The sequence below is a fragment of the Streptomyces sp. NPDC059534 genome, assembly GCF_042743475.1.
Classification (GTDB): domain Bacteria; phylum Actinomycetota; class Actinomycetes; order Streptomycetales; family Streptomycetaceae; genus Streptomyces.
In genome coordinates this window covers 165899-191379 of record NZ_JBHWAQ010000003.1, presented here as the reverse complement: position 1 = coordinate 191379, position 25481 = coordinate 165899, and the positions used below count along the sequence as shown (strand labels likewise).

Here is a 25481-nt window from a genome sequence, read left to right as displayed (position 1 = left end):
CGGCCCGCGGGGCTACACCGGAACCATGACCACCACGACCAACCCCCTGGACACGCTCCGCGGTGCCGTGCGCGGCACCGTCGTCACCCGCGGCGACCCGTCGTACGACGTCTCCCGCCGGGTCTACAACGCCCTGCACGACCGCCGGCCGGCCGTCGTCGTCCACGCCGTGGACGCCGGCGACGTCATCGCGGCGGTGCTGTACGCCCGGGAGCACGGCCTCCCGACGGCGGTGCGCGGCGGCTCCCACTCGGTCGCCGGGTTCGGCACCGTGGACGACGGCCTCGTCGTCGACCTGTCCCGGATGCGCGGGGTCCGGGTCGACCCGGAGGCGCGTACGGCACGGGCCGAGGGCGGCGCCACCTGGGGCGACTTCAACCACGCCACCCACGCCTTCGGGCTCGCGACCACCGGCGGGGTGGTCTCCACGACCGGCGTCGGCGGTCTGACGCTCGGCGGTGGCATGGGGCACCTGGCCCGCCGGTACGGGCTGAGCTGCGACAACCTGGTCGCGGCGGACGTGGTGACCGCCGAGGGGACGCTCGTGTCCTGCGACGCCGAGCGCCACGCGGACCTGTTCTGGGCGCTGCGCGGCGGCGGCGGGAACTTCGGTGTCGTCACCTCGCTCGCCTACCGGCTGCACCCCGTCGACGTCGTCTTCGGCGGGATCACCTGCTACCCGCTGGACGGGGACGTGGCCCGCGCCTGGCGGTCGATGAACGCGGACGCGCCGGTCGAGCTCAACTCGATCTTCGTGATCGCGCTCGGTCCCGAGGAGCCGTTCCTGCCGGAGCGCTGGCACGGCCGCCCGATCTGCGCCGCGTTCACCTGCTTCACCGGCTCCGCGACGGAGGACGAGAAGGTGCTGGCCCGCCTGGACGGGCTCGGCCCGGTCGTCGGCCGGTTCATGGACCGCATGCCGTACCCGGTCATCAACACCCTCTTCGACGAGCAGCTGCCGCCGGGGCTCTACCACTACTGGAAGGGCAACTTCAGCCGCGAACTCTCCGACGGCGCCATCGCGGCCCACATGGCGTTCGGCGAGACGATGCCGTCGCTGGAGTCGGACACGGCCATCTTCCCGATCGACGGGGCCTGCCACGAGGTGGGACCGGAGGACACCGCCTTCGCCTACCGCGACGCCGTCTTCTCGCACTCCTTCGGCGGCACCTGGACCGACCCGGCGGACTCGGAGCGGAACATCGCCTGGACCCGCGCCTACGACGAGGAGCTGCGGCCGCACACCCAGGAGGGCGGCTACGTGAACTTCATGGACACCGACGACCAGGACCGGGTGCGGGTCAACTACCGCCAGAACTACGACCGGCTGCGCGAGGTCAAGCGCCGGTACGACCCGGACAACGTGTTCCGGCTCAACCAGAACATCGTCCCCTGAGCCCCTCAGGGCATCCCCTACGACACCGTCCGGGCCGAGGCGAGCAGCCGGACCGTGTCGTCGGGGGCGAACGCGAGCGCGTTCCCGACGGTCCCGAGGACCTCCATCTCGGCCGGGCTGTACGCCCCGTCGGCGAGCGCGATCCGCGCGGCCTGGAGCAGGATCGCCTCCCGCCCGGCGGGCGCCAGGTGCGGGGTGAGCGGCTCCAGGGCCTCGTGGAGCTCGATCGCGAGGAGCGTGCCCTCGGGGTTCACCTCGGGCATGAACCGCCCGGTGTCGGCCTCCAGCGCCTCGACGAGGTCGACGAGCTGGACGGCCGTGCACTCGGCGAAGCCGGCGGACCGGACCGCGCTCACCGCGCGGTCCAGGACCGCGCGGGAGCCGGTGCCGCCGGCCGCGAGCACGGCAAGGGCGACGGTGTGCACGCCGTCCCGCAGCATCGCCGAGAAGCGGCTCGTCGTCGGGTGGTCGAGGACCTCCGTGCCGAAGTGCGTGTGGCAGGCCGCGCATTCGACGACGGGGCCCGTACAGCCGCGCGGCAGGACCGGGACGCCCAGGACGGCGAACCTGCGGCGGCCGGTGCGCCGCCGGTAGTTGCGGTCGCCCCCGCACTCCTCGCAGAAGAACTCGCCGTCTCCGACCGTGTTCCAGGAGGTGCGGATTCCGCAGACGCCCACTTTCCCACCACGTGAATTCCGGGCAGACCGCACACGCACCTCCTCAACGGCCCGGCTGCACTGCCGGCGTTGGCGTGATGTTAGCCACATCCTTGATGCGACGTCAGCACCCCGTCAGGAGTTCACCTCGGAGTTGGCCGAGACACGTCATCCGGCCGGGGAGCTCAGGAGGCGCGGCGACGACGCTTTCCGAAGGCCAGGAAGCCTCCGCCGATGACGACCGCGGCCACCGCGGCACCGATCACACCAGGACCGATGGCCGAACCGGTCGTCGCGAGATCACCCTCCGGGGTGGCGGACGGTGCCGGCGCCGGGGTGGCACCCGGGGCGGTGGTGGCCTCGCCGGGGCCGGCGGGCGCGGACGGGGAGGCGGAGCCCTCCGGGGTCGCGGAGGCGCCGGGGGTCGCGCCGCCCTCGCCGGGGGTCTCCTCCGGGGCCGGCGGCGGAGTCGGGACGGGCTTCTCGGTCGGCTTCGGCGTCTCCGGGGTGACGACCGGGCCCGGCTCCGTGCCCTTGGGCAGGCAGCCGGTGAAGTTCATCTGGTGGGTCTCGGCGCCGGGGACCGTGACGAGCGCCTCGGCGATGACGGAGCCGTTGACGTGCCCGGGGCCGACGTTCTTCCCGCCCATCTCGACGGTGGCGTTCGGCGCGAGGATCGTGCCCGGCCAGGAGGTGTAGTTCTTCTTCACGCTCTCGGCCTGCGGGAAGTTCCACAGCAGCTTGGCGCGGATCTGGCGGTACTCGTCGCGCGGCACGTTGTAGTCGTCGATGACGGCGCCGCCCCCGTCGAGGTTCTTGTAGTAGACGCCGTAGGTGGCCGAGGTGCTCATGTCGTACGAGGCGCCGAGCACGTTCACCAGGGTCGAGGAGCCGACCGGGACGTCCAGGGTGATCGCGCGGACCTTCTCCAGGTCGGCGGCGTTCACCGCGAAGACGTTGAGTTTCGCGTCGGTACCGGTGAGGAACAGCCCTTGGGAGCTCGCGGCGATCTCGCCGTTGGGCCGGACGCCCGCCCAGCCGGTGGACAGCGCGCGGAGGTTCTTGAACTCCCGCGCGAAGTCGACCGGGGACTCGCCCGTCGCGACCTTGCCGCCGTCGACGCCGAAGCCCTGCCCCGGGGTGGAGCGGTCGACGACCTTGCCGGCCACGCCGGTGCCGTGGTCGAGGACGACCTGGTTCGCGTAGAGGGTGCCGCCGACGACCAGGCTGCGGCCGCCGGGCAGCTTCGCCAGGTCGGCGCCGGTCAGCTTGTGGCCGATGGAGAAGCCGGAGGGCTTCGCCGGGTCGCCGAAGTACGCGTCCCCGCCGACTGCGACCGCGCCCTCGGAGTCGGAGTGCCGGACGGAGTCCTTCTCGACGAACTCGGCGTACAGACCGGCCGTTCCGAGCGGATGGCCCGCACACTCCGTGGAGGTCGTGGCGGAAGCGGCGGGGGCCCAGGTGAGGGCGGCACCGGTCACCGCGAGAACGGCGGCCACGGCAGCGGTCGTGCGCATGCGAAACTCCAGGTCAGGGGAGGTACGGAGAGGGCGCGTGGGGGGCGTGTCCGAGCGGACGAGCCGACCTTCCGCCATTCCCCGATCTGCCGTCAACTCACCCCATACGGTCCTGATTCCGGCATCACGGAACGATCTTCCTTAAGCGAACCTGAAACCGTGACGCAGCTCACACGCGACACCGCCCCGCCCCCTCCGGAAGGGAGGGTGCGGGGCGGCGGCGGAGGGTGGGGCGGGTCAGCGGGCGGAGCGGTTGACCGCCGAGATGACCGCCTTCAGGGAGGCGCGGGTGGTGTTGGCGTCGATGCCGATGCCCCACAGGACCTGGCCGTCGATGGCGCACTCGATGTACGAGGCGGCCTGCGCGGAGGCGCCCTCGCTCATCGTGTGCTCCTGGTAGTCCAGCAGGCGGGCGTCCACGCCGATCGACTGCAGCGCGGCGAAGAAGGCCGAGATCGGGCCGTTGCCGGAGCCGGACAGCACGGTCTCGGCACCGTCCACGACCGCCTCGACGGTCAGCGTGTCCGTGCCGTCGGTGTCGGAGGTGCTCTGGCCGGAGCGCAGCTGGATGCGTCCCCAGGCGTTGTCCGGGTTGGGCAGGTACTCGTCCTGGAAGACGGACCAGATCGCGGCCGGCGTGACCTCGCCGCCCTCGGCGTCGGTCTTCTGCTGGATGATCTTCGAGAACTCGATCTGCATCCGGCGGGGCAGGTCCAGCTTGTGGTCGTTCTTCAGGACGTACGCGATACCGCCCTTGCCGGACTGCGAGTTGACCCGGATCACGGCCTCGTACGAGCGGCCGACGTCCTTGGGGTCGATCGGCAGGTACGGCACCGCCCACTCGATGTCGTCGACGGTCTTGCCGGCGGCGGCCGCGTCGGCCTCCATCGCGTCGAAGCCCTTCTTGATGGCGTCCTGGTGGGAGCCGGAGAAGGCGGTGTAGACCAGGTCGCCCGCGTAGGGGTGGCGCGGGTGGACCTCCATCTGGTTGCAGTACTCGGAGGTGCGGCGGATCTCGTCGATCTGCGAGAAGTCGATCTGCGGGTCGACTCCCTGGCTGAACAGGTTCATGCCCAGGGTCACCAGGTCGACGTTGCCGGTCCGCTCGCCCTGGCCGAACAGGCAGCCCTCGATGCGGTCCGCGCCGGCCATGACGGCCAGCTCGGCCGCCGCGACCGCCGTGCCGCGGTCGTTGTGCGGGTGGACCGACAGGCAGACGTGCTCGCGGCGGGTCAGGTTCCGGGACATCCACTCGAACCGGTCCGCGTGCGTGGACGGCGTCGAACGCTCCACGGTGGCGGGCAGGTTGAGGATGATCTCGCGGCCCGGGCCGGGCTGCCAGACGTCACAGACCGCCTCGCAGACCTCCAGGGCGAAGTCCAGCTCGGTGTCGGTGAAGATCTCGGGGCTGTACTGGTAGCCGAAGACCGTGCGCTCGTCGAGCAGCTTCTCCGCGTACTCCATCACCAGCCGCGTGCCGTCCACGGCGATCTGCTTGATCTGCTCCTTCGAACCGCGGAAGACGACCCGGCGGAACGTGGGGGCGGTGGCGTTGTACAGGTGGACGGTGGCACGCTTGGCGCCGACCAGGGACTCCACGGTCCGCTCGATCAGGTCCTCGCGGGCCTGGGTCAGTACGGAGATGGTGACGTCGTCCGGGATCGCGCCCTCTTCGATGATGGAGCGCACGAACGCGAAGTCGGTCTCGCCGGAGGACGGGAAGCCGACCTCGATCTCCTTGTAGCCCATGCGGACCAGCAGGTCGAACATCTCGCGCTTGCGGGCCGGGGACATCGGGTCGATCAGGGCCTGGTTGCCGTCGCGCAGATCGGTCGACAGCCAGCGCGGCGCCTTGGTGATCCGCTGCCCGGGCCAGGTGCGGTCGGGGATCTCGACGGCCTCGTACCGGCCGTACTTGTGGATCGGCATCCCGGACGACTTCTGCAGCTGCGTCGCGTTGGTGATGGGCGTGGGCCGGCCGATGAAGGGGGACTGGGACATTGCGTAGGGCTCCTCGGGTCCAACGGGAGGGACGGCCGACTGTCGAACGCAACACCAGGTCCCGCGGGGAGGGGGTCGGCCTACGACTACAGGCCCTCGCCGCGGCAGCTAAGGAGAAGCAGCCCGAAACGCATGATGTGCCGCAGCTTAGCCCAGGGACGCGGAGGCGGACGTCCCGTTCCAGTATGCGGGACGGCCTCCGCGTCAAGCCCGAACAGTGACGCATCACTCCATTTCGCCAATCCTCGTCTCCCCTCGTGACAGCGGGGTCACACAGTGCCACATTGCAGGGATGACTCCCCAGACGTCCGTCTTCTGCTCGATCGTCCCTCCCCACCTCCTGGAGCACCTGGCCCGCTCCTCGAACGCGGCGGTCGCCTCCGCCGCCCGCCGCACCCTGGTCGCCGACGCCGCCGCCCGCACCTTCCGCGTGCTGCCCCTGCCCGGCGCGGCGCCGACGCTCGCCGCCGGCGACACCGGCCGGCCCCACCGCACCGTCCACGACTGCGGGCGCGGCACCGACCTGCCGGGCGCCAAGGTCCGCGGCGAGGGCGAGGAGGCGGTCGGCGACGCCACCGTCAACCGGGCGTACGCGGGCCTCGGCGCCACCTTCGACCTCTTCCTGAACGCCTTCGGGCACGACTCGGTCGACGGCTCGGGACTCCCGCTGATCGCCTCCGTCCACTACGACGAGAACTACGGCAACGCCTTCTGGAACGGCGAGCAGATGGTGTTCGGCGACGGCGACGACGAGATCTTCCTCGACTTCACCCTGCCCGTGGACGTCATCGGCCACGAGCTCGCCCACGGCTTCACCCAGTACACGGCGAACCTGGAGTACTTCAGCCAGTCCGGTGCCCTCAACGAGTCGGTCTCCGACGTCTTCGGCTCGCTCGTGAAGCAGTACGCGCGCGGGCAGAGCGCCGAGCAGGCCGACTGGCTCATCGGCGAGGGCCTCTTCCACCCGAACGTGCAGGGGACGGCGCTGCGCTCCATGAAGGCGCCGGGCACCGCGTACGACGACGACGTCCTCGGCAAGGACCCGCAGCCCGGCCACATGGACGACTACGTCCGCACCGGCCGCGACAACGGCGGGGTGCACATCAACTCCGGCATCCCCAACCACGCCTTCTACCTGGTCGCGACCGAGCTCGGCGGCAACGCCTGGGAGCGCGCCGGGCAGATCTGGTACGACGTGATGACCGGCGGCGGCCTCACCCCCGAGGCCCGCTTCTCGGAGTTCGCGGCGGCCACGGTGGCGGCGGCGAAGGCGCGGTACGGCGACGGCGCGGAGATCCAGGCGGTCCTGAAGTCGTGGGCGGCGGTGGGGGTGCCCACCGACTGACGGGCTGGTAGACAAGGCCCATGCGGATTCGAGTGCGGCGCACGGGCGGCTTCGCGGGCATCGAGCGGTCGGCGGAGGTGGAGACCTCCGGCCGGCCCGACGCGGCCGACTGGCACACCCTGGCCGGGGCCGTCCTCGCCGACGGCGACGACGGCGGCCGGGGCGTGCCGGACGGCTTCTCCTACGAGATCACCGTCGGCGACCGCACAGTCCGCTGCCGCGACCCGCGCCTCACGGACGCGCAGAGGACCCTCATCGCGAGGGTCCTCAAAGAAGGCGCCTGAGCCGCGCCCCCGCGTCACACGCGGCGGCGGTGACCGACGCCATTCGGTCCTCCGGCCCCGGAGGGGGCCGGAGGGGGCCGGAGGGCTAGAAACCGAGCTTGCGCAGCTGCTTGGGGTCGCGCTGCCAGTCCTTCGCGACCTTGACGTGGAGGTCGAGGAAGACGGGGGTGCCGAGGAGGGCCTCGATGTGCTTGCGGGACTTCATGCCGACCTCCTTGAGGCGGCTGCCCTTCGGGCCGATGATGATGCCCTTCTGGCTGGGGCGCTCGATGTACACGTTGGCGTGGATGTCGAGCAGCGGCCGGTCCGCCGGGCGGTTCTCGCGCGGGATCATCTCCTCGACGACGACCGCGATCGAGTGCGGCAGCTCGTCCCGTACGCCTTCGAGCGCGGCCTCGCGGATCAGCTCCGCGACCATGACCTGCTCCGGCTCGTCCGTCAGGTCGCCCTCCGGGTAGAGCGGCGGGGACTCCGGGAGGAGCGGGATGAGGAGGTCGGCGACGAGCTGGACCTGCTTGTTGCCGACGGCCGAGACCGGGACGATCTGTGCCCACTCGAAGCCCAGCTCCTTGCCGAGCTGGTCGACGGCGATCAGCTGCTCGGCGAGGGTCTTGGAGTCGACCAGGTCGGTCTTGGTGATGATGGCGACCTTGGGGGTCTTCTTGATCCCGGCGAGTTCCTTGGCGATGAACTTGTCACCGGGGCCGAGCTTCTGGTCGGCGGGCAGGCAGAAGCCGATCACGTCGACCTCGGCCCAGGTGGTGCGCACGACGTCGTTGAGCCGCTCACCGAGGAGGGTCCGCGGCTTGTGGAGGCCGGGGGTGTCCACCAGGATCAGCTGCGCCTCGGGGCGGTGCACGATGCCCCGGACGGTGTGCCGGGTGGTCTGCGGCCGGTTCGAGGTGATGGCCACCTTCTGACCGACCAGAGCGTTCGTGAGAGTGGACTTGCCCGCGTTGGGGCGGCCGACGAAGCAGGCGAAGCCGGCCCGGTGGACGGCTTCGGTTTCTTGGTTGCGAGCGCTCATGGGGGCCATTGTCCCCGATGAGCGCCCGCCTCACGCACTCAGTGCCCGGCGGCGTCGTATCCGCAGGCCGTAGACCCCGGCCGCGCCGCCCACGAGGAGGACCGCGGCGGCGAGCCAGGGCACGGCCAGGAAGGACACCGTGCCGGTCTCCCGCACGTCCTTCGCGGTGGCCGTGAGGGTGATGTCGCCCCAGTCGAGCTGGGGGGAGCCGGTCCAGCGCTCGGTGAGCCGGATCTTCTGGCGGGGCAGCAGCTCGGACGGGACCTCGGCCAGGTCGCGGTCGAGGAGGGTGCGGCCGAAGAGCCCCCGGGCCTTCAGGGCGACCTGGGGGTTGAGGGTGACGTTTCCCCGGTTGTGCAGGGTGTACGAGACGACCGCGCTGCTCGTGCGGGTGCCGGGGACGAGCGGCCGGTCCTGGTCGAGGGTGACGTCCTCGACGGCGAGGGCCGAGAGGGTCGGCCCGTTGACCCGGAGGTAGAGGCGGGCGGCGACCGCGCGCTGCACGCCGACGGCGACGGCCCCCTTCCCGCCGGGGCTGATCCGCTCGTCGAGCGCGACGAGGGCGCCGGGGTGGTCGCCGGGGTCGGCGTCGGCGGGCACGGTCAGGGTGTACGCCACGGTGACGGCGGAGCGGGGCGGGACGGTGATCCGGCTCCGCTCGGGCGTGATCCAGGCACCGGCGCCGGTCTGCTTCTCCTGCCGGGTGCGGACGGCGAAGCCGCCGTCCCGGTCGGTGTTGTAGGCGTCGGCGCCGTACAGCCGGAAGGTGAGCGGGGCGGCGGTCTTGTTGGCGACGGTCACCCGGTCGGTGAGGGTGGCGCCGGGGTCGGCGGAGAGGAAGAAGTACGGGCGGCTGCCCAGCCGGGCGGCCGCCGGGTACACGGCCCATTCGCCGTTCTCGGCGGCCCGCGCGCCGGGCGCGGGGGCGAGCAGCGCGACGAGGACGCTCAGGAGGAGTACGTACAGCTTGCGCACGGTGCGGAACCCCCCGGGGTGCGGAGACGGAGCGGGCCGGCCGGGTGCGCGCCCGGCCCGCGGGTGGTCAGGACAGCGTCAGCGTCAGCACGCCCGCGTACGCGCCGGGCGCGGTGAACGCCGGGACGTCGAGGGAGAGCTGTGCGTCGACGGTGAACTCGCCGCCCGTGAGGGTGCCGTTCGGGGTGGAGGCGAGGGTCGCGCCGCCGCTGCCGACCGGTCCGGCCGACCCGGCCGCACAGGCGCTGGGGCTGCCGGCCTTGGCGGTGCAGGCGGGCGTCCAGCGGAGGTTCCCGGCGCCGATGGCTCCGCCGGGTCCGGCGAAGTCGGTGACCTTGCCGGTCAGGGACCATCCCGCGGGGCCGCCGCGGAAGTCCTTGACGGTCACCGTCTGCAGGGCGCCGGTGGCCGCGCCGCCCTGGCCGAAGTCGACGGCGGACAGCTGGACGGCGTCCCCGGCCTGGGTCATGGACAGCTCGCCGGCGTTGACGGCCGCGGTGATCGTCTGGCTGTTCGGCGGGGCCGGTACGACGACCTTGTACGCGGCGGGTCCGGCACCCTTGTCGGGGTCCCAGGCCGCACCCTCGTACGCCACGATCCCGGTGGTCGCCACGTCGTTGACCTTCAGGCGCGCGGCGAACCCGCCCTCGCTGTCGGTCGTGACGGTCATCCGGTCGGCGGTCTCCGCCGCTCCGGCCCGGCCGACGACGGTGACCTCGGTGAGGGGGGTGAACCTGCTTCCGGTGACGGTGACCCGGACGCCGGGGTCCCCGGAGGCGTTGTCGAGCTGGAGCGTACGGGTGTTGGGGTTGGTCACGGGGCTCGCGACGACGGTCTCGGAGACCGGGGCCGGCGGGTCGAGCACCGTACAGGGGGTGTCCAGCTCCATGAGGTAGCTGGTGTGGATGTTGTAGTCGCCGGGCGAGAGGGTGATCGAGCCCGCCTCGGTGGCCGTGAAGGTGCCCGTCATGGAGAAGGCCGGGAAGGAGCCCTTGCCGGGGACCGGCGGGTTCTTCCGGGGGCCGGTGACGGTGACCTGGCCGGTCTGGGCGCCGCCGAGGACGACCTTGCCGGTCGGCGTCATGATGTCCGCCGGGAGCGCGAGGTCGACGGGGTTGGACGCGGCGGGCTTGGTGATCGTGTAGGTGACCGTCACGGTCTCGCCGACCTTGGGACTGGTCTTGTCGACCGTGATCTCGGCGGTCGTGGTGCCCGTGATCGGCGGGATGCCGGCGATCGGCGGCGGGACGCAGCGGGTCTGGAATTCCACCGGCTGGGAGGCCGTGGCCGCGCCGGCCGGGGCCGCGAGCGCGCCGCCGGCGACCGCGAGGGCGGTGGCGCCGAGGACGGCGGTCCAGCGCCGTCTTCGGGCCGCCGCCCGGGATCGGGTGAGTGCCATGGGTGTGCCCCCTCCTGAGGGTTGAGTGGGCGCCATTGACGGCCGCGGGCGGAGAGAAGTCAAGGGAAGCGAAACACATCGACTGATGACCCATCAGATAATGTCAAGATCAGCATGCGGGTGGCGTTTCCCCAGGTCACCGGCGGTCGGGACACGACAGAGACCGGTGCCGCCGAAGGCGACACCGGTCCGGGATGGAGCAGACTCAGCTGAAGACGAACGGGCCGGGCGACTGCGACGTGAGTGCGTCGCAGTTCACCGTGACCCCGAAGATCACCATCTTGAGGGCGACCCCCGCGAAGTACGAGTTGAGGCTGTCACCCGAGGCCACGGTCCCGTTGAGCGGGCCGATGACGACGGACTGACCGGCCCCGAGCGCCGGGTTCTTCTTGCCGGTGAAGACCCGGGTGCCGCCGCCGCCCTTGGCCATCGTCAGGGTGGCGTTGATCGTGTCGGCGCCTACCGCGATCGGGGTCGTGATGGCCGAGGTGAGCTTGACGGTCGCGGCGGTGCCGCTCTGCGTGGCCGTGAGGGTGGCGGTGCCACCGCCCCAGGTTCCACAGTCGTACGTCGCCGTGGCGGAGCCCGGCGAGACTGCGCCGGCCGTCGGGGCGAAGGCGAGTCCGGCGGCGGCGAGCGCTCCGGTGAGTACCGCGACGGTTCCTAAGGTGCTTCTGCTTCTCATGGCGAGTTCGTACCCCTTCCGATGACGAACGCAGGGGTGCGGACACTGCGTGGATGGCGAACATCTGACGGTCCGTCGGGCGAACCGATGCCATTGATGCGCAGACGACCGGGGAAGGCAAGAGAAGATGCGGTGATCCTTCACAAACGCGCAAGGGCCCGGCGCGCCGCCGGGCCCTCGGGATCACGCTCCCCGCCGTCCGGCTCAGCCGGCGGTGACGGCCGTCCGCAGCTGCCCGTCGGGGCCCGCGAGCAGCACCGGGGTCTGCGGCCCGCCGAGGTCGCGCACCGCCGCGCGGTCCTCGTCCGACGCGGACTCCGCGTTCGACACGACGGCCGCCGCCTCCAGCGACCGGGCGCCGCTGGCCACCGCCATCGCGACCGCGGTCCGCAGCGCGCTCAGCCTGAGCGACTCCAGCTCCACGGTCCCGGCGACGTAGGTCCGGCCCGTCTCGTCGCGCACGGCCGCGCCCTCGGGCACGCCGTTACGGGCTCGGGCGCTCCGCGCAAGGGTGATGATCTTGAGGTCCTCGGCGCCGAGGTCGCCGTGCTCGCTGCTGAGTGTCATGCCCCCGAGCATAGGTCGGGGTCCCTGGACGCCCCGATGGCGTCTCACCCCTCGACCGGATCGTCTCAGCCCGCGACCGGATCGGGCCTCAGCCCGCGACCGGGTACATCGCACCCCGGCGTCCCGCGGGCGACACCAGCCACTCCAGCTTCTCGGCCGTGTCCGCCTCCTGGAGCGGGGTGTGCATGACGATGACCAGGTCCGGCCGGGCCGGGACCCTGAGCTGGGTCGCCTCGACGACCAGCGTCCCGACCAGCGGATGCTCCAGCTCCTTGCGGTTCTGGCCGCCCGGCAGGATGTCCCGCCGCTCCCACAGCTCCACGAACTCCTCGCTGCGCTCCTTGAGCTCGCCGATCACCGCCTGGAAGCCGCCGTCGTCGTCGCACTCCGAGCACGCCGAACGGAACTGCGCGACCACCTTCGGCGCGATCTCCTCCCAATGACCCACCCGCGAGCGGTACAGCGGGTCCGTGAAGAAGTCGATCAGGCAGTTCTGGGTGATCTCCGGCCGCATCCCGAGCACGATCGCCGCCGCGTCGTTGTACATGACCGTGTTCCAGTACTGGTCCATGATGTGCGCCGGGAACGGCATCCACGCGTCGATCAGGCGCCGCAGCCCGTCGCACATGTCCCGGTCCTCCGGGGCCGCCTCCAGGGCCGGCGGGTTCAGCGCCGCCAGGACGTACAGATGGCGCCGCTCCGCCGGGCTCAGCCGCAGCACCCGCGCGACCGAGTCGAGGACCTGCGGCGAGACCGTGATGTCCCGGCCCTGCTCCAGCCACTGGTACCAGGAGACGCCGACGCCCGCGAGGACCGCGACCTCCTCCCGGCGCAGACCCGGGGTCCGGCGGCGCGCACCGCCGTCCGGGAGTCCCGCCTCCGCCGGGGTGACACGGGCCCGACGGCTCATCAGGAACTCGCGCAGTTCGCCGAGTCGGCGCTGCTTGGCACCGGTGCTCTCGAGAACGGTGGCCACGTGTGCTTCCTCCCCCTGGACGCATGGTGGTTGCCTGGTGGTGCGACCAACAGGATAAGTTCCCGCTCCCCACGGTTGTTCCCGTACGCCGAAGGTGGGGCCATGGCAACGACGACCTCTCCCCCCTCCGCCCCCACCACACCCGCGGCTCCCCCGACACTCACCGGCCGCACCCGGCTCATCCTCTTCGTGCTCTGCGCCGCCCAGTTCATGGTGGCGCTCGACTTCTCCGTCCTGAACGTGGCGCTGCCCGTCCTCGGCGCCGACCTCGGCCTCGGCCAGTCCGCCCTCCAGTGGGCCGTCACCGCCTTCGCCCTGCCGTCCGGCGGCTTCCTGCTCCTCTTCGGACGGATCGGCGACCTCTACGGACGCAAGAAGCTGTTCCTCGCCGGACTCGTGCTCTTCGGCGCCGCGTCGCTGCTCGCCTCCTTCGCCTGGAACCCGGCCGTCTTCCTCACCGGGCGCGCCCTCCAGGGCCTGGGCGCCGCCGCCATCGTCCCCACCGGCATGTCGCTCCTGACGACCACGTTCCCCGAGGGGCCGCTGCGCGACCGGGCGCTCGGCATCTCCGGCACCCTGCTCTCCCTCGGATTCACCGTCGGCATGGTGCTCGGCGGCGTCATGACCGACACCCTCGGCTGGCGCTCCACGATGGGCCTGCTCGCCCTGTTCACCCTGGTCGTGCTGCCGCTGGCTCCGGGCCTGCTGCCCGAGTCCCGCACCCCCGAGCGGCCCCGGCTCGACGTGCCGGGCGCGGTGACCGTCACCGGCGGTCTGCTCGCCCTGATCTACGCCCTGTCGACGGCGGCCCAGCGCGGCTTCGGCGGCGCGGACGTGCTGGTCACCCTGGTGGCAGGCGTGCTGCTGCTCGCGCTCTTCGTGCGGGTCGAGTCCCGGCACGCGGCCCCGCTGGTCTCGCTCCCGATGCTGCGGAAGCGGACGGTCGCCTTCGGCAACCTGGCCGGTCTCGTCACCTTCTCGATGATGTCGACCGTCGTCTTCGTCCTGACCCTGTACCTCCAGGAGACCCTGGAGCTCTCGGCCTTCGCCACCGGTCTCGTCTTCGGCGTGCAGGGCCTGGCCGCGGTCCTGGCCGGCACCCTCGCGCCGAAGGTGATCGGCCGGCTCGGCACCCGCCGTGTCCTGGTCGGCTCGCTCGCCGGACAGGGCGTGCTGACCGCCGCGATCCTCGGCATCGGCCGGGACTCGGGCGTGGTCCTGGCGACCGTCGCGGCCTCGCTGGCCTGCATGTTCCACCTGGGCGCGATCATCTCGTACGGGCTGACCGTCACCTCGGGCGTCCCGGACGAGGAGCAGGGGCTGGCGACCGGCCTGGTCACCACCACCCAGCAGGTCGGCCTCACGATCGGCATCCCGCTGCTCGGCGTGCTCGCCACGACCGGCGGCGACCTGTACGGCGGCGTCCGCACGGTCCTCGCCCTGGACGCGGCGATCGTCGTCGCCACGGCGGTCCTCGTCGGCCTCGGCCTGCGGCGCAGGTCCTGAACTACGGCCTGTCGAGGCGCAGCCGTACGGCCTTCGGCAGACCGGCGACCACCAGGTCGTACGAGTCCTCGACGAGCTCCCGGACCATCCGGTCCGGGAGCTCTCCGACGGTCACGGTGTTCCAGTGCCGCTTGTTCATGTGGTACCCCGGGGCGATCGCCGGGTGCTCCTCGCGGAGCCGTACCGCCTCGTCCGGATCGCACTTGAGGTTGACCCGCAGCGGCTCGGCTTCGAGCCACGACAGCGCGAACATCTTCCCGGCGACCTTGAAGACGGAGACGTCCGGGCCGAACGGGAACTCCTCCGTCGCGTCGTTGAAGTCCAGGCAGAAAGCACGCAGCCGGTCGGGGGTCACGCCGGGTCCTCCTTCGGTTCCAGGGGCTCCACGAGCACGGTGACGATCTTGTTCCGGCGGCCCGCCGGGGCCTCGGCCGTCAGCCGCAGCGAACGCCCGTCCGGCAGCTCCACCACCGCCTTCGCACCCGCGATCGGGACCCGGCCGAGCGCCTTGGCGAGCAGCCCGCCGACGGTCTCCACGTCCTCGTCGTCGTACTCGTCGGGACCCAGGCCGTACAGCTCGCCCAGGTCGCCGATGTCCAGCCGGGCGGTGACCCGGTGGCGGCCCTCGCCGAGGTCCTGGACCGGCGGCAGCTCCCGGTCGTACTCGTCGGTGATCTCGCCGACGATCTCCTCCAGGATGTCCTCGATGGTGACGATGCCGGCCGTGCCGCCGTACTCGTCGATGACGACGGCGACGTGGTTGCGCTCCTGCTGCATCTCGCGCAGCAGGTCACCGGCGTTCTTGGTGTCCGGCACGAAGGCGGCGGGCCGCATCGCGGTCGACAGGACGTCCGCCTCGGAGTCCCGGTTGATGTGCGTCTTGCGGACCAGGTCCTTCAGGTACACGATGCCGACGATGTCGTCCTCGTTCTCGCCGGTGACCGGGATCCGGGAGAAACCGGAGCGCAGCGCGAGCGTGAGGGCCTGCCGGATCGTCTTGTACCGCTCGATGCAGACCAGGTCCGTCCGGGGCACCATCACCTCGCGGACGAGCGTGTCGCCCAGCTCGAAGACCGAGTGCACCATGCGGCGCTCCTCGTCCTCGATCAGCGACTCCTGCTCGGCGAGGTCGACCATCGCCCGCAGCTCGGCCTCCGAGGCGAAGGGCCCCTTGCGGAAGCCCTTGCCCGGGGTCAGCGCGTTGCCGATGAGGATGAGCAGCTGCGGGATCGGGCCCATGATCCGGGCCAGCGGCAGCAGGACGTACGCGGCGGCGGTCGCCGTGTTCAGCGGGTGCTGGCGGCCGATGGTGCGCGGCGAGACGCCGACGGCCACGTACGAGACGAGGACCATCACGGCGATCGCGACGAGCAGCGCCTCCCAGGTCTCCGGGAACGCCTCCAGGCAGGCATACGTGACGAGGACGCCGGCCGCCATCTCGCAGGAGACACGGACCAGCAGCGCCACGTTGAGGTAGCGGGTCGGGTCGGCGGCGATCTGGGCCAGCTTCTCCGCCCCGCGCCGGCCGGACCGTACGGCCTCGGCGGCGCGGAAGGTGGAGACACGGGCGAGTCCGGCCTCGGCGCAGGCGGCGAGCCAGGCCACGATGATCAGCGCGACGGCGCCGAGGATCAGCGAGACGTCCATCGGGTCAGGACACGGTCGGCGCCGGGGACGGGCCGGTGAGGCCCTTCTCCGCGCGCCAGCCGTCGACGATCGCCGCCTGGAGGCCGAACATCTCGGCCTTCTCGTCCGCCTCCTCGTGGTCGTACCCGAGGAGGTGCAGCACCCCGTGGACGGTGAGCAGCTGGAGCTCCTCGTCCATGGAGTGCTCGGTCGGCGCGTCCTTGCCCTGCTGGGTGGCGACCTCGGGGCAGAGCACGATGTCGCCGAGGAGCCCCTGCGGGGGCTCCTCGTCGTCCTTCGTCGGCGGACGCAGCTCGTCCATCGGGAAGGACATGACGTCCGTCGGCCCCGGCAGGTCCATCCACTGGATGTGGAGCTGCTCCATCGCCTCCTCGTCCACGACGATCACCGAGAGCTCGGAGAGGGGGTGGATGCGCATGCGCGCGAGCGCGTAGCGGGCGATGTCGAGGATCGCCTGCTCGTCGACCTCGGTACCGGACTCGTTGTTGACGTCGATCGACATGGTGCTTGTTGCTACTTCCCGTTGCGGCCGTTTCGGCTGTCGTACAGCTCGTACGCGTCGACGATACGGCCGACGAGCTTGTGCCGGACGACATCCTGCGACGTGAGCATCGAGAAGTGGACGTCCGGGACACCGTCCAGGATGTCGCGGACCTGCCGGAGACCGCTCTTCGTCCCGTTCGGCAGGTCGACCTGCGTCACGTCACCGGTGATGACGATCTTCGAGTCGAAACCGAGGCGCGTCAGGAACATCTTCATCTGCTCGGGGTTCGTGTTCTGCGCCTCGTCGAGGATGATGAACGCGTCGTTCAGGGTGCGGCCACGCATATATGCCAGGGGCGCGACCTCGATCGTCCCGCTCGCCATCAGCTTGGGGATCGAGTCGGGGTCGAGCATGTCGTGCAGGGCGTCGTAGAGCGGGCGCAGGTAGGGGTCGATCTTCTCGTAGAGCGTGCCCGGGAGGAAGCCGAGACGCTCGCCGGCCTCGACGGCGGGGCGGGTCAGGATGATCCGGGTGACCTGCTTGGACTGCAGGGCCTGGACCGCCTTGGCCATGGCGAGATAGGTCTTGCCGGTACCGGCGGGGCCGATGCCGAAGACGATCGTGTGGTGGTCGATCGCGTCGACGTACCGCTTCTGGTTGAGCGTCTTGGGGCGGATCGTGCGGCCCCGGCTGGAGAGGATGTTCTGCGTGAGTACCTCGGCGGGGGTCTCGTCGCCCTCCGCCGAACCGTTTCCGCTCGCCCTGAGCATGGCGATCGAGCGTTCCACTGCGTCCTCCGTCATCGGCTGACCGGTGCGGAGCACCAGCATCATCTCGTCGAACAGGCGCTGGATCAGGGCGACTTCCGCCGCGTCACCGACCGCGCTGACCTGATTGCCCCGGACGTGGATGTCCGAGCCCGGGAACGACCGCTCGATGACGCGGAGCAGCGAGTCACCGGAGCCGAGGAGGCTCACCATCGGGTGCTTGGCGGGGACCGTGAACTGGGCGCGGGCCTGACCGGGCGTGCCGTCGTGCGGCGCGCCGTTGGGGGCTGTGGGTGTCTGAGTCATGGGCCGGCACTGTGGCCTGCGCATACCTCCCGCTGAAGGGTTCTCGCTGCTCGACAACCTCTCGGCCTCCAAGCCTACGACTCGATCGCGACGGGCCGAAGGGATTTACGAGGCGGCGGCCCGGAAGCCGATCGTCGGCACCGCCCGGCGCAGCGGCCAGGGGCGGGCGGGGGCCGGCAGGAGGCGCTCCAGGAAGGCGTAGCGGCCGCGCAGGGCCTCGGGATCCTGCTTGGCGTGGCCCTGGACGTGCTGCCACCAGGCGGCGATCTCGCCCCAGGTGGGGGCGGAGAGGGAGCCGCCGAACTCCTGGACGGAGAGGGCGGCGGTGAGGCCGGCGAAGGCGAGCCGGTCGGCGAGCGGCCAGTCGGCGAGGGTGCCGGTGACGAAGCCGGCGACGAAGACGTCCCCGGCGCCGGTGGGGTCGAGGGCGGCGACCTGGATGGCGGGGACCTCGGCGGTCTCGCCGGTGGCGCCGTCGACGGCGTAGGCGCCTTCGGAGCCGAGGGTGACGACGGCGTAGCGGACCTTGTCGGCGAGGGCTCGGGCGGCCGCCCGAGGGCAGTCGGTGCGGGTGTACCGCATGGCCTCGGCGGCGTTGGGCAGGAACGCCTCGCAGTGCTCCAGGTCGGTGAGCCCGGCCAGGTCCCAGCGGCCGGTGTCGTCCCAGCCGACGTCGGCGAAGACCTTGGCGCCGCCGCGGGCGGCCTGGGCGACCCAGTCCTCGCTCCGGCCGGGGACGAGGGAGGCGACGGCGGCGCGGGCGTGCGGCGGGTAGGCGGGCAGGGCGCCGTCGAGCGGCGGGGCCTCGTGGCCGTGGGAGACCATCGTGCGCTCGCCCTCGTAGGCCATGGAGACGGTGACCGGGGAGTGCCAGCCGGGGACGGTGCGGGAGAGCGAGAGGTCGATGCCCTCGCCCTGCTCCAGGGCGTCCCAGCAGTACTCGCCGTAGTGGTCGTCGCCGAAGGCTGCGGCGAGGGAGGTGCGCAGGCCGAGGCGGGCGAGGGCGGTGGCCATGTTGGCGACGCCGCCGGGGCTGGAGCCCATGCCGCGGGCCCAGGACTCGGTGCCGCGGACGGGGGCGCTGTCGAGGCCGGTGAAGATGATGTCGAGGAAGACCGTGCCCGTCAGGAAGACGTCGCAGTCGGGGTCGGTGGGTTCGCGCAGGCACACCAACGGGTCGACCCCGGCGTCGTGTTGCGGCTGGTCTCCCCTTGCTGTGGTCACGGCAGGCTCCCCGGTTGCGGTGCGGATCAGGTCAGTGTGCCTGATGGGGGGCGGGTGACGGGTGGGACGCAGCGAGGAAAGCGGCCCCTACCCGGGAATCCGTGGGTCAAACCGATAGTGACCCAGATCACGTGGCGAATCGGCGGATACCACCTTCTCCCGCCACTCACCTGCTTGATACACATGGTTCCGCGACCCCGTGTTCCCCGCACCACCGGGCGCTCTCCCCTCCCCCTTCTGTTCCTGGGAACGCCCATGTCCTCGCGGACCCGCGGCCCGGCGGCCCTCGCCGCCCTCGTCGCCCTCTTCACGGCCGGCTACCTCGCCCCGTACCTGCTGCCGACCGTCGTCGGCCGGCTCTCCGCCGGACTCGGCCTGACCCCCGCGCAGGCGGGTCTGGCCGGCTCCGCGCTGCTGCTCGGCTCCTCCTCGGCCGGCTTCACGCTGGCCGCGCGCGGGGACCGGATCGCACCGCGCACGGCGGCCCGCGCCGGCCTGCTCGCGATGGCGGTCGGCTACGGCTCCGCCGCCGCGACCGGCCTCGTACCGCTGGTGGTCGCGGGCGCGGTCCTCGGCGGCGTCGGCTCGGGCACGGCGACCGCGGTGGCGGCGGCCGGCATCGCCGGGCAGCGGGACCCGCACCGGGCCTCCACACTGGGCCTGCTGACGGTCTCGGCCACGGCGGGCGCCCTCTATCTGACCCTGCCGCACCTGGGCGGCGGCCATGCGGCGCCCCTGCTGGCGATCGCGTGCGCGGCGGCCCTGGTGTGGCCGCTGACGGGCCGGTTGCCGGGCACCACGCGCGCGCGGGACGGGCGGACGGCGCGGGGAACCGCGCGGGACGGGCGCGCTGCGCGGGGAACCGCGCCGACCGGCCCCCTGCCGTACCGGCGGGCCGGGGCCGTGCTCGCCGGGGGCATCCTGTGCTGGTCCCTCGCGCAGAACGCCCTGTGGGGCGTGAGCGGCCGCATCGGGCTCACCCAGGCCGGACTCTCCGAGGTCACCGTCGGCGCGGTCTTCGCGGCGGCGCTCGGCGCCGGGCTCGCCGGGGTCACGGCGGCGGGGGCGCTCGGCTCGCGCCTGGGCCGCGCGGTGCCGATCGGGGTGGGCACCGTCCTCATCGCGGCCTGCGTGCTGCTGAGTTCGGCCGCCGGGAGCCTCGCCTCCTTCGCGACCGGCGAGATCCTCTGGAACGCGGTCTACCCGGTCGTCCTGTCCTACCTGCTCGGCCTCGCCGCCTCCCTCGACCCGCGCGGCCGCTGGGCCGTCCTCGTCGGCTCCGCCTCCTCCCTCGGCGTGGCCTGCGGCCCGGTCGTCGGCAGCCTCCTCTCGGAGCACGCCGGATACCCGGGTATGGGCGTCGTCCTGTGCGCCCTGCTCGTCCTCGTCGCGGTCCCCATGACCGCGGTGGCCCGCCACGCCTCGGGCCGCCCCCTGGTCCCCGGCTCCGTCCGCCGCCGCGGCGGCGCCCCCGCCGCCGTCCTCGCCGGCACGGCCTCGGCGACTCCGGCGCTGGTTCCGCAGATGGGCGCTCCGGAACAGGAGGTCACCCCGATCCCCGTGCCGGCGGGGCGCCGCCGCCTTTCGAAGTCGGCGTACCGCTTGGCGCGGCCGAGCAGCAGGGGCTAGGGGCTTCCTTCCCCCGCCCCGCCCCTTCCCGTAACCGGGGCTCCGCCCCGGACCCCGCGCCTCACACGCCGGCGGGGCTGAACGTTTCGGGAAGGGGCGGGGTCGGGGGAAGGTCCGCCGCAGGCGCCTACGCCCCGCCACCACCGAACTCGTACGCCTCCACCTCCGCGAGGTACCGCGCCCGACGCGGCTCGTCGTCCTCCAGGAACGACGCCCGGAAGGAGTTCCGGGCGAGCTCGCGGAGCTCCTCCGCCTCCAGCGACAGCGCCTCCCGCACCCCGTCGAAGTTGTCGCCCACGTAGCCGCCGAAGTAGGCGGGGTCGTCGGAGTTGACGGTGACGAGAAGACCCGCCGCCATCATCGTGCGCAGCGGATGGTCGGCGAGGGTGTCGATGACCCGCAGCCGGACGTTCGACAGGGGGCAGAGGGTGAGCGGGACCCGCTCGCGGGCCAGCCGGTCGACGAGCTCCGGGTCCTCCATGCAGCGCAGCCCGTGGTCGATCCGCTCCACGCCCAGCACGTCCAGGGCCTCGCGGACGTAGGCGGCGGGGCCCTCCTCGCCCGCGTGGGCGACGCGGCGCAGGCCGAGCCGGGCGGCCTCCTCGTACACCTCGCGGAACTTGGCCGGCGGGTGGCCGACCTCGGCCGAGTCCAGGCCGACGCCGGTGATCCGGTCCAGGTACGGCTTCGCGGCCTCCAGGGTCGCGAGGGCCGACTCCGCGGACTCGTCGCGCAGGAAGCACAGGATGAGCCGCGTCGAGATCCCGTACCGCTCCTCGGCGCGGTCGAGGGAGGCGCCGAGGCCCTCGATCACGGTGCCGATCGGGACGCCGCGGGCGGTGTGCGCCTGCGGGTCGAAGAAGATCTCGGCGTGCCGGACGCCCTGGGCCGCGGCCCGCTCCAGATAGGCGTCGGCGAGCTCCGTGAAGTCGTCGGCGGTGCGCAGGACCGCCATCAGGCCGTAGTAGAGGTCCAGGAACGACTGGAGGTCGCTGAAACGGTACGCCTCGCGCAGGGCGGCGGTGTCCGCGTACGGCAGGGTGACGCCGTTGCGCGCGGCGAGCGCGAAGGCCAGCTCGGGTTCGAGGGTGCCTTCGATGTGGAGGTGCAGTTCGGCCTTGGGCACGGGCATGGGTGGTGCTCTATCTCTTCGGTACGGGGACCCTCATGAGGTCCTGGGCAATGCTCAGCTCGCCGTCGAACCCGGCGTCCCGCGCCTGCCGCTCGAACGCGGCGGGATCGGAGTAGCGCTGCGAGAAGTGGGTGAGGACGAGGTGCCGCACCCCCGCGTCCCGTGCGACCGCCGCGGCCTGTCCGGCCGTCAGATGGCCGTGGTCGGTGGCGAGGCGGACGTCCTCGTCGAGGAACGTCGACTCGATGACGAGCATGTCGGCGCCCTCCGCGAGCGCGTGCACGCCGTCGCAGAGGCGGGTGTCCATGACGAAGGCGAAGCGCTGTCCGCGCCGGACCTCGCTGACCTCGTCGAGCGTGACGCCGTCCAGGACGCCGTCGCGCTGGATCCGGCCCACGTCGGGCCCCTTGATGCCGTGCGCGGCGAGCCTCTCGGGCAGGATGCGGCGCCCGTCGGGCTCGATGAGCCGGTAGCCGTACGACTCCACGGGGTGGGAGAGCCGGCGCGCGTCGAGGGTGTACTCCCCGGTGACGGCCAGCGGCCCGTCGGCGGCGACGGGCGCCTCGGCCAGCTTCACCGTCTCGCGGTACGCCGTGGCGTACCGCAGGCGCTCGAAGAAGTGCTGCCCGCTCGCCGGGTAGTGGGCGGTGACCGGGTGCGGGACCTGGTCGAGGTTGATCCGCTGGATCACCCCGGCCAGGCCGAGCGAGTGGTCGCCGTGGAAGTGCGTGACGCAGATCCGGTCGATGTCGTGCGCGGCGACCCCGGCCCGCAGCATCTGGCGCTGGGTGCCCTCGCCGGGGTCGAAGAGGATGCCCTGGCCGTCCCAGCGCAGCAGATAGCCGTTGTGGTTGCGGTGCCGGGTCGGGACCTGGCTGGCGGTGCCGAGGACGACGAGTTCGCGTACGGACACGGGTTATCCGGGGGGCCAGTTGAGGCCGCGGCCGCCCAGCACGTGCGCGTGGGCGTGGAAGACGGTCTGGCCCGCGCCCGCGCCGGTGTTGAAGACGATCCTGAAGCCGTGGCCGTCGACCTTCTCCTGGGCGGCGACCTCGCCGGCCTCGCGCAGCACGTCGGCGGCGACGGTCGGCGCGGCGGCGGCCAGGGAGGCGGCGTCCGGGTAGTGCAGGCGCGGGATCACGAGCACGTGGGTGGGCGCCTGCGGGTTGATGTCACGGAACGCGACGGTGGTCTCGGTCTCGCGCACGATCGTCGCCGGCACCTCCCCTTCCGCGATCTTGCAGAACAGGCAGTCGCTCTGCGGCTCTCCGGCCATGGCCCGGGCCTCCTCGCCTCTGTCGGTCGGTACACGGGCATGCTATCGGCCGCCCCCGGCTCCGCCGCCTCCCCGGTCAGTCCTTCGGGGCGCGCCGGTTGAGAGCCGAGCGGCTCACCCAGTACGTGATGATCACGGCCCAGAACAGCGGTGTCCCGAACCCGCTCACCACGCCCGAGTCGAAGAACCACAGGACGAGCGAGGCGAGCGAGTAGAGGCCGAGGAGCCCGACGGCCCCGGCCATGAACAGCACGGGCCGGCAGTTGCGCGCCACGAGCAGCAGGGGCCGGCGCAGCCGCGGCGGCACCCGGCGGGCCATCCACACCGCCCAGCCGGTCCAGGCGCCGAGGAGCACGGCCCCGCCGGCCAGGAGCGGTCCGGCCGCGTCGGACCAGGTCGCGCCGTCGGGGATCCAGGCGATGGCGACGGCGGAGGCGATGAAGCCGAGCAGGGCCACCCAGCGGGCCCCGGCCGCGGTGTTCCACGCCATGGCCTCCAGGTTGTAGCGGGCCTTGCGGTCCTGGAGGTCGAGCGCGGCGGAGGCGACGAAGCCCTCGGCGGCCTGGGTCCAGGCACCGCGCCGGAACCAGCGGCGCCGCAGCCGCAGCAGCGACAGGTTGTTGTGGGCCTCGCTGCTCTGCGGGTTGAGCCGCAGCGTCGTCTCGTACGCCCGCTGCGCGGTGACCCGGTCGCCCCGGCGCTGGGCGGTCAGGCCCACCAGGAAGTGGGCCGCGTCCTCCTCGGGGGCCAGGGCGACGGCGGCCCGGGCCGCCTCGTACGCCTCGACGGTGCGCCCCGGTGTGCGGGCGTGCTCGCCGTGCTCCGCGAGGGCGGTGCCGAGCGCGTAGTGGGTGCCCCAGTACTGCGGGGCGAGGGCGACGGCGTGCCGGGCGGATGCCTCGGCCTCCGGGAACCGCTTGGCGGCGAGGAGGATGTGGACCCGCATCAGCCAGCCCCCGAGCAGCTCGGGCTCGGCCCGCAGCGCCTGGTCCACGGCGGTCAGGGCGGCGGGCCCGTCGCCGTTGCGGTGGTGGCAGCGGGCCAGCAGCACGAGGGCCTCGGCATCGTCGGGATCGGTCGCCAGGTACTGGGCGACGAGGGCCCCGGCCTGTGCGTACCGCCCGGTGTCGTACAGCGCCTCGGCGCGCAGCAGCGCGGTCGGGCCGCCCTGGCCGGTCACAGCTTGCGCTTCCGCTTGAGGTGGGCCAGGAGGTCGTCGTACAGGCCGCCCTCGTTGGCGAACATGGCGACGTTCCGGGCCGCGGCGAACCACGGCTCCGTCGACGGCTTGATCTGCTTGGCCGCGCCGAGCAGGTCCTTGGTGGTGATCAGCCGTACGGAGCCGGTGCGGGCGGAGTCGAGGAGCGCGACCTCGGCGGCCGACTCGCAGACGTGCGCGAGGTCGGCGCCGGAGAAGTCCTCGGTGGCCTTCACGAGCTTGCCGAGGTCGACGGCCTCGATGGGGCGCTCGCGCAGGTGGTAGCGGAGGATCGCCTCCCGGGCGGTGGCGTCCGGCGGCAGGACCAGCAGCGTGCGGTCGAGGCGGCCGGGCCGCCGCAGCGCGATGTCCACGTCCCAGGGCACGTTGGTGGCGGCGAGCACGAAGACACCCTCGTTGCCGGCGCCGCTCGCGATGCCGTCGAGCTCGGTGAGGAGCTGGTTGACGACATTGCGCAGGCCGCTGGAGTGCGTGCGGGAACGCTTGGCGCCGAGGGCGTCCAGCTCGTCGAGGAAGACGACGCAGGGGGCCTGGCGTCGGGCCGTCTCGAAGATGTCGTGGATGTTCTTCTCGGAGGCCCCGATCCACATGTCGAGGACGTCGGAGAGCGAGACGGTGAGGAAGTTCGCGCCCAGCTCGCCCGCGACGGCCCGCGCGATGAACGTCTTGCCGCAGCCGGGCGGCCCGTAGAGCAGCAGGCCGCCGCGGAGCGACTTGCCGTACAGCTTGCGCAGTTCGGGGTTGCGCATCGGCGCCAGGAAGGCGGCCTCCAGGCGGTCCTTGACCTCCTCCATGCCGCCCACGTCGGCGAGGCGCACGGCCCCCGGCGCGTCGACGTCCCACGCGGCGGCGTCCCCCACCGGCCCGTCGGCGCCCACGGCCTGCGGCTCCTCCAGGAAACGCGGCCCGACGAGGTCCTGGACCTGCTGCTCGGCGGCGGCCCAGTCGAAGGAGCCGTGATCGTTCCCGGCCGGCTCGGGCGCACCCTCCGCGGACGCGGGCACCTGCTCCGAGGAGGCCGGGGCGGGCGCGGGTCCCGGCTCCACGGCGGGGGCGGGCGCGGGCCGCGGGGGTTCCGCGGCGGGCGCGGGCCGCGGGGGTTCCGTCGGCGGCATCCCCATCGCCCGCATCATCAGCGCACGCGCGTCCGCGTCCCCCGGTGCGTGCTGGAGCGCGACCGCCGCCTCCGCGACGGCCTCGTCGTTGCGCCTCTCGGAGAGGAGGAGTTCGGCGAAGTGGAGGCGCAGGGGCACGTCGCCCGGGGCGGCGGCCACGGCGGCGCGCAGACTGCGGATCAGGGGGGACTCGTCGGCCATGCGGCCAGCCTAAGGATTCCCCGGGGGCCGCTGTCCACCGGGTTCGGCGGGGCGCGGCGCGCAGGGTGCGCGGCATGAGACGGGAGAGCGCGCCGCGCAGGCTGACCGTGGACGGCACCGCGTGGCTCCGGCACGTCCGGCACCGGC

24 protein-coding genes are annotated in these 25481 nt (G+C 72.6%); 5 read left to right on the top strand and 19 right to left on the bottom strand.

Features of this window, described 5'->3' with window-relative positions:
• The first annotated feature begins 25 nt into the window (after positions 1-25).
• Positions 26-1396, top strand: a complete 1371-nt coding sequence (locus ACFVZH_RS05090; protein ID WP_384893332.1) for an FAD-binding oxidoreductase — start codon at positions 26-28, stop codon at positions 1394-1396.
• A 17-nt stretch (positions 1397-1413) separates the two neighbouring features.
• On the opposite strand, the gene ACFVZH_RS05085 is transcribed toward ACFVZH_RS05090, so the two are convergent.
• From ACFVZH_RS05085 to leuA, 3 genes are all read right to left on the bottom strand, one after another.
• Positions 1414-2106 (bottom strand): TerB family tellurite resistance protein, encoded by a 693-nt coding sequence (locus ACFVZH_RS05085; protein WP_384893329.1) that lies wholly within the window; start codon positions 2104-2106, stop codon positions 1414-1416.
• A 131-nt stretch (positions 2107-2237) separates the two neighbouring features.
• Positions 2238-3569 (bottom strand): choice-of-anchor A family protein, encoded by a 1332-nt coding sequence (locus ACFVZH_RS05080; RefSeq protein WP_384893327.1) that lies wholly within the window; start codon positions 3567-3569, stop codon positions 2238-2240.
• Between the two features lie 237 nt (positions 3570-3806).
• Positions 3807-5570, bottom strand: a complete 1764-nt coding sequence (gene leuA / locus ACFVZH_RS05075; RefSeq protein ID WP_384893324.1) for a 2-isopropylmalate synthase — start codon at positions 5568-5570, stop codon at positions 3807-3809.
• Positions 5571-5862: 292 nt separating this feature from the next.
• Between leuA and ACFVZH_RS05070 the strand changes: the two genes are divergently transcribed.
• Together ACFVZH_RS05070 and ACFVZH_RS05065 are read left to right on the top strand one after the other, a co-directional pair.
• Positions 5863-6915 carry a M4 family metallopeptidase gene (locus ACFVZH_RS05070; RefSeq protein ID WP_384893321.1) on the top strand — a complete coding sequence of 351 codons (1053 nt, stop codon included), beginning with the start codon at positions 5863-5865 and terminating at the stop codon, positions 6913-6915.
• 20 nt (positions 6916-6935) lie between these two features.
• The gene (locus ACFVZH_RS05065) at positions 6936-7199 is read left to right on the top strand and encodes a protealysin inhibitor emfourin (protein WP_384893318.1); all 264 of its coding nucleotides are present in this window, start codon (positions 6936-6938) and stop codon (positions 7197-7199) included.
• Between the two features lie 85 nt (positions 7200-7284).
• On the opposite strand, the gene era is transcribed toward ACFVZH_RS05065, so the two are convergent.
• The 6 genes from era to ACFVZH_RS05035 form a co-directional block, all read right to left on the bottom strand.
• Positions 7285-8235: a GTPase Era gene (era, locus tag ACFVZH_RS05060; RefSeq protein ID WP_374115426.1), complete on the bottom strand. Its 951-nt coding sequence runs from the start codon at positions 8233-8235 to the stop codon at positions 7285-7287.
• 21 nt (positions 8236-8256) lie between these two features.
• Positions 8257-9201, bottom strand: coding sequence for a WxL protein peptidoglycan domain-containing protein (locus tag ACFVZH_RS05055; RefSeq protein ID WP_384893315.1), 945 nt, complete (start codon positions 9199-9201; stop codon positions 8257-8259).
• 67 nt (positions 9202-9268) lie between these two features.
• Positions 9269-10600, bottom strand: a complete 1332-nt coding sequence (locus tag ACFVZH_RS05050; RefSeq protein ID WP_384893312.1) for a beta-xylosidase — start codon at positions 10598-10600, stop codon at positions 9269-9271.
• 205 nt (positions 10601-10805) lie between these two features.
• Positions 10806-11285 carry a hypothetical protein gene (locus ACFVZH_RS05045; protein WP_384893309.1) on the bottom strand — a complete coding sequence of 160 codons (480 nt, stop codon included), beginning with the start codon at positions 11283-11285 and terminating at the stop codon, positions 10806-10808.
• A gap of 204 nt (positions 11286-11489) precedes the next feature.
• Positions 11490-11852: a cytidine deaminase gene (locus ACFVZH_RS05040; protein ID WP_384893306.1), complete on the bottom strand. Its 363-nt coding sequence runs from the start codon at positions 11850-11852 to the stop codon at positions 11490-11492.
• A gap of 88 nt (positions 11853-11940) precedes the next feature.
• Positions 11941-12828, bottom strand: a complete 888-nt coding sequence (locus ACFVZH_RS05035) for a helix-turn-helix transcriptional regulator (RefSeq protein ID WP_384893303.1) — start codon at positions 12826-12828, stop codon at positions 11941-11943.
• A gap of 102 nt (positions 12829-12930) precedes the next feature.
• Between ACFVZH_RS05035 and ACFVZH_RS05030 the strand changes: the two genes are divergently transcribed.
• Entirely contained in the window at positions 12931-14334 is a 1404-nt protein-coding gene (locus ACFVZH_RS05030; RefSeq protein ID WP_384893300.1) for an MFS transporter, read from the top strand.
• Position 14335: 1 nt separating this feature from the next.
• On the opposite strand, the gene ACFVZH_RS05025 is transcribed toward ACFVZH_RS05030, so the two are convergent.
• From ACFVZH_RS05025 to ACFVZH_RS05005, 5 genes are all read right to left on the bottom strand, one after another.
• Positions 14336-14689 (bottom strand): MmcQ/YjbR family DNA-binding protein, encoded by a 354-nt coding sequence (locus ACFVZH_RS05025; protein ID WP_384893297.1) that lies wholly within the window; start codon positions 14687-14689, stop codon positions 14336-14338.
• On the bottom strand, positions 14686-15981 hold the full coding sequence (locus ACFVZH_RS05020; protein ID WP_384893294.1) for a hemolysin family protein: 1296 nt from the start codon (positions 15979-15981) through the stop codon (positions 14686-14688). The genes ACFVZH_RS05025 and ACFVZH_RS05020 overlap by 4 nt, the downstream gene beginning before the upstream one ends.
• 4 nt (positions 15982-15985) lie before the next feature.
• Entirely contained in the window at positions 15986-16483 is a 498-nt protein-coding gene (gene ybeY, locus ACFVZH_RS05015; RefSeq protein WP_384893291.1) for an rRNA maturation RNase YbeY, read from the bottom strand.
• 11 nt (positions 16484-16494) lie between these two features.
• Positions 16495-17538: a PhoH family protein gene (locus ACFVZH_RS05010; protein WP_384893288.1), complete on the bottom strand. Its 1044-nt coding sequence runs from the start codon at positions 17536-17538 to the stop codon at positions 16495-16497.
• A 105-nt stretch (positions 17539-17643) separates the two neighbouring features.
• Positions 17644-18762: a carbohydrate kinase family protein gene (locus ACFVZH_RS05005; protein ID WP_384893286.1), complete on the bottom strand. Its 1119-nt coding sequence runs from the start codon at positions 18760-18762 to the stop codon at positions 17644-17646.
• Positions 18763-19017: 255 nt separating this feature from the next.
• Here ACFVZH_RS05005 and ACFVZH_RS05000 point away from each other — a divergent pair, with 255 nt between their 5' ends.
• Positions 19018-20391, top strand: coding sequence for an MFS transporter (locus tag ACFVZH_RS05000; protein WP_384893283.1), 1374 nt, complete (start codon positions 19018-19020; stop codon positions 20389-20391).
• Positions 20392-20518: 127 nt separating this feature from the next.
• Here the strand turns inward: ACFVZH_RS05000 and ACFVZH_RS04995 are convergent, their stop codons facing one another.
• The 5 genes from ACFVZH_RS04995 to ACFVZH_RS04975 form a co-directional block, all read right to left on the bottom strand.
• Positions 20519-21523 carry an adenosine deaminase gene (locus ACFVZH_RS04995; RefSeq protein ID WP_384893280.1) on the bottom strand — a complete coding sequence of 335 codons (1005 nt, stop codon included), beginning with the start codon at positions 21521-21523 and terminating at the stop codon, positions 20519-20521.
• Positions 21524-21533: 10 nt separating this feature from the next.
• Positions 21534-22436, bottom strand: a complete 903-nt coding sequence (locus tag ACFVZH_RS04990; protein WP_384893277.1) for a ribonuclease Z — start codon at positions 22434-22436, stop codon at positions 21534-21536.
• A gap of 3 nt (positions 22437-22439) precedes the next feature.
• Positions 22440-22799 carry a histidine triad nucleotide-binding protein gene (locus tag ACFVZH_RS04985; RefSeq protein WP_384893274.1) on the bottom strand — a complete coding sequence of 120 codons (360 nt, stop codon included), beginning with the start codon at positions 22797-22799 and terminating at the stop codon, positions 22440-22442.
• Between the two features lie 76 nt (positions 22800-22875).
• On the bottom strand, positions 22876-23979 hold the full coding sequence (locus tag ACFVZH_RS04980) for a tetratricopeptide repeat protein (protein WP_384893271.1): 1104 nt from the start codon (positions 23977-23979) through the stop codon (positions 22876-22878).
• The gene (locus ACFVZH_RS04975; protein WP_384893269.1) at positions 23976-25334 is read right to left on the bottom strand and encodes an ATP-binding protein; all 1359 of its coding nucleotides are present in this window, start codon (positions 25332-25334) and stop codon (positions 23976-23978) included. The genes ACFVZH_RS04980 and ACFVZH_RS04975 overlap by 4 nt, the downstream gene beginning before the upstream one ends.
• Positions 25335-25481 lie beyond the last annotated feature (147 nt).